This is a genomic window from Streptomyces marokkonensis (assembly GCF_039539045.1).
Taxonomy (GTDB): domain Bacteria; phylum Actinomycetota; class Actinomycetes; order Streptomycetales; family Streptomycetaceae; genus Streptomyces; species Streptomyces marokkonensis.
Map to the genome: position 1 here is coordinate 1 of NZ_BAABCQ010000329.1, position 3,017 is coordinate 3,017.

General features: G+C 67.9%; 4 protein-coding genes. 1 reads left to right on the plus strand and 3 read right to left on the minus strand.

Annotated features, from left to right (window positions below; genetic code table 11):
* Nucleotides 1-213: hypothetical protein (locus ABEA26_RS35535; protein ID WP_345598145.1), on the minus strand; the 213-nt coding region annotated here is incomplete at its 3' end.
* An 82-nt stretch (nucleotides 214-295) separates the two neighbouring features.
* Between ABEA26_RS35535 and ABEA26_RS35540 the strand changes: the two genes are divergently transcribed.
* Complete coding sequence (locus tag ABEA26_RS35540) at nucleotides 296-1,444, plus strand: questin oxidase family protein (RefSeq protein ID WP_345598147.1); 1,149 nt, start codon at nucleotides 296-298, stop codon at nucleotides 1,442-1,444.
* A 246-nt stretch (nucleotides 1,445-1,690) separates the two neighbouring features.
* On the opposite strand, the gene ABEA26_RS35545 is transcribed toward ABEA26_RS35540, so the two are convergent.
* Both ABEA26_RS35545 and ABEA26_RS35550 read right to left on the minus strand, forming a co-directional pair.
* On the minus strand, nucleotides 1,691-2,326 hold the full coding sequence (locus tag ABEA26_RS35545) for an NADPH-dependent FMN reductase (RefSeq protein ID WP_345598149.1): 636 nt from the start codon (nucleotides 2,324-2,326) through the stop codon (nucleotides 1,691-1,693).
* A gap of 142 nt (nucleotides 2,327-2,468) precedes the next feature.
* Complete coding sequence (locus ABEA26_RS35550) at nucleotides 2,469-2,711, minus strand: hypothetical protein (RefSeq protein WP_345598150.1); 243 nt, start codon at nucleotides 2,709-2,711, stop codon at nucleotides 2,469-2,471.
* Nucleotides 2,712-3,017 lie beyond the last annotated feature (306 nt).

Sequence of the window (3,017 nt, forward strand, 5' to 3'; positions counted from 1 at the left end):
CACCAATGACAAGAACGGACAAGACTCCTCCAGAGGTTCGGCGGGTCGACGGTCGGGCGAATCGTCGCAGGCAGCCATCACCACACCTGCGACGGCACCGGCCCACCGAACCGGCTCGGCACCAGTCAACGGCTTGCCGGGTAACTGGCCTTCCCCCACCTTGGTAATCCTGTGGTGCGGCAGCGACGTGCCGCCGAAGGCCACTACCAACATCGGGGATAGTGCGCGGCGGATGCCGGACCTAGTGTCCGAAAAGGTCCAACACAAGCTTCTGCGACCAGCAAGAAGGGCCCGAATGAGTGACGACGAGTCGGTCCTGATGGAGGCCTACCAGCGGTTCCACGCGACGGGACCGGAGTGGGGCGGTCATCATCTCAGCAACCACGGCCCGATGGCCGTCGAGGCCATGGTCCGGCACGGATACGCCGACACCGTGCATCGCTGGATAGACAACTACACGCAACGTTTGGAGGAACCACCGCGCGGGCTCGCCCCGGTCACCGAGGACGACTGGCGGGAAGCCCTCGGCGACTTGAAGCGGGTGGCGGACTGGACGACGCTGTTCCAGCGCGAGCTCGCCGAGCGTCCCTGGCGGGAGGTGCTGGCGACGTGGTGGCCGCGGCTGATGCCCGGCATCATCGGCGGCACGGCGCACGGCGCGATCCGGGTCGCGCACCTGGTGCACTCCTTGATGGCGGCCGAAGCCGATTCCGGCTCGGGGTCGGGATCCGCCGGCGGCCCCATCGACGACAACCCGCGCCTGGTCGAACTCGCCGACGGCCTGGGCTATTGGGCCGCGTGCTGGCGGCCGGTGACCGGCGAACCCTCCCGTCGGACCGGGTCGCTGACGGCGGCCGGCGCCTTGGCCGCCGTGCCGAGCGTCGCCGACCAGCAAAAGGGCGTGCCCTACCGAGTCGGCCAGCTCGCGACCACCGACGGTTGGCAATCGGCACTCGGCGGCCTGCGAGCCGTGGACGATCCCGAGCAGGTGCCCGCGCTGTTGTCTCAGCTGACCGACGCCTCGGTGGTCCATTACCTGAGCTACAGCCACGGCCAGGCGGTCATGCTGGTCCATGCCTCGACGGCGCCGACCGCCGTCCTGCGCGTGCTGCCCGCCCTGCCGCGCGAACTGTGGGTGCCCAGCGCGGACGCGGCATGGCATGCGAGCGCCGCCTTGACTGCCGCGGCCTCGCCCCCGCAAGCAGTCGACGCCTCGGAACTCGCCGTCCACACCGACGGCGTCACGACGGCCGAGGACGCCATGGCCCGGGCGATCGACCACGGGGACGAACACGTCATCAAGTTCGCCGACACCGCCGTGGAAGCCTTCGCGCGTACCGGGGAACGGGACGCACTGGCGGCTGTGAGCCGATGCGTGGAGATGATCAGCCACGCGGAGGCATCGGGACGTTCGCGAATCGATGGCCGCGGATCCTCCACGTAGCCGCCCGGGTGTCATGTCCCGAAGCCGACGCCGCCCGCGGTTCCGTTCGTCCGGAATGCCTTGAGCTCTTCTGGCACCGGGCCGCTGGTGCCGTAGCCCTGGTGCGTCGGGCATTCGGCGTCGGACTCCGCCGCACCGTCAAGGAACCGCCCCCGGCCGCGTGTCGGGGGCCGGGGGCGTTCATCGGATCAGGGGGTCGGATCGACTCCGGCCCTCATGCACGATCGTGATCGGGGCCGGGGTCGGCTAGCCGTTCCGCGCTCGGCCGACGGCGAAGTAGGAGCGCAGCGGAGCCACGGCGTGTTCGCCGGCACCCGCGTCGACCGCGGCAGCCAGCGCGTTCAACTGGACCGTGGCGAGACGCACGGCGATCGGGTCGCACAGGGTGGGGACGAGCCGGCCCTGCTCGTCCTCGACGTCGACGAGCTTGTCCTCGGCCTCGGTGAGCACCACCCACGGCCCGCTGATCACCTGTGCGTGGCAGTCGTGCAGGACGCGGCCCAGATCGGTCAGCGCGTTGCGGCCGAGGCCCCGCCCGGGGGTGGCCACCATGGTCACCACGCTCTTGCCGTGCAACGCGGCGTTCATGAGGGGGCGGGATGCCCAGTCGACCGCGTTCTTGACCACGCCCGGAATCGAGCTGTTGTACTCCGGTGTGACGATGATCAGACCGTCCGCCTCTCGGACGGCGTCGCGCCACCGGGTGACCGGAGCCGGGCTGCCCTCCCGGGTGTCGAGGTCCTGGTTGTACAGGGGAAGATCGCCGATTCCGTCGAAGAGCTCGATCTCCATCCCCGCCGGGGCCAACAGCCTGACGGCCGTCAGGAGCTGGGTGTTGAACGACTCTTTGCGAAGCGATCCGGAAACGCCCAGAATTCGCAACTCACCACACCCGCATTCATTTCGTGACGGTCTGCTGGTTCGATGATGTGAGCCATGCGACGTGCCCGGCTCTTTAAGAGAGCGTATGCGGTTCCCTCGCCGCCGAGGATCCCTCGCTCTGACTGTTTAAGGGACCGCGCTGCTAGTCGGCGTCGCCGTTGTCGTCGAGGAACCACAGACCGTCGATGTCCACCTCAATACGCGGAGAGAAAGGGACCCGGCGATGCGGGTCGTCGACATCGACGGGAATCGACATGGTGAGCAGATAGAACTCTGCCGGAATGACACTGCAGGCGAATATCGATGCCGCGTACGAGGAATTCGAATGAAGCGGTGCGGCGAGCTTGACCCATCGACGAAAAAGGCGCATGAACCAGGAGCCCACTATTCTTCCTTCGCTTTCCGGAAATCAGGGAGGCCCACTCACTGCCGTCGAGCAGATATCAGGAGGGCGCGTTCACCGAGAATTCCGAGGACCAGTCTGCTCAGCAGCACCTCCGGGCATCGGGCGCCTCTCGATACGCCGGGCGCGGATCGCGCCGGCCGTGTGCGCCATCGTGGCAACCGCTCGGCAACGACGACAACTACCCAGGTTGACAGTCTCTGGCTGCGGTCGCGCAACGATCCACGTCCCACGCGTGGCCGAGCCCCCAGGGAGCCGAAAACGCACGTCACGCCGGTCAGTTTTTCT

Bases quoted from the DNA above. Each gene is read 5' to 3' on its own strand.
- ABEA26_RS35540 (WP_345598147.1), top strand. From the start codon at position 296: ATGAGTGACGACGAGTCGGTCCTGATGGAGGCCTACCAGCGGTTCCAC.